The organism is Acuticoccus kandeliae (assembly GCF_003073115.1).
Map to the genome: position 1 here is coordinate 1 of NZ_QBBV01000211.1, position 279 is coordinate 279.

A 279-nucleotide genomic window follows, 5' to 3' on the forward strand; every position below is an offset into this window, starting at 1 on the left:
ACGCGGTCGTCGTCGCGGCGGGGGCGCACTCGTCGTCGCTGCACCCGGTGCTCGACGGGCTGGTCCGCCCGGTGAAGGGCGAGATCCTGCGGCTGACCCGCCGCGCCGGTGCCGTGCCGCCGCCGTCGCGGACGGTGCGGGCGCTCGTCGACGGGCGCCCGGTCTACGCCGTGCCGCGGACGCTGCCCGGGTACGGCGACCTCGTGATCGGCGCGACGACGGCGGAGAACGGCTTCGACACCGACGTCACCGTCGGTGGGGTGCGCGACCTGCTGCGCG

At 77.4% G+C, this 279-nt stretch carries 1 protein-coding gene; it reads left to right on the top strand.

The window, feature by feature from the left end; translation table 11 throughout:
• A partial coding sequence (locus DBV35_RS29965; protein WP_117434512.1) for an FAD-dependent oxidoreductase occupies nucleotides 1–279 on the top strand: 279 nt, incomplete at both ends.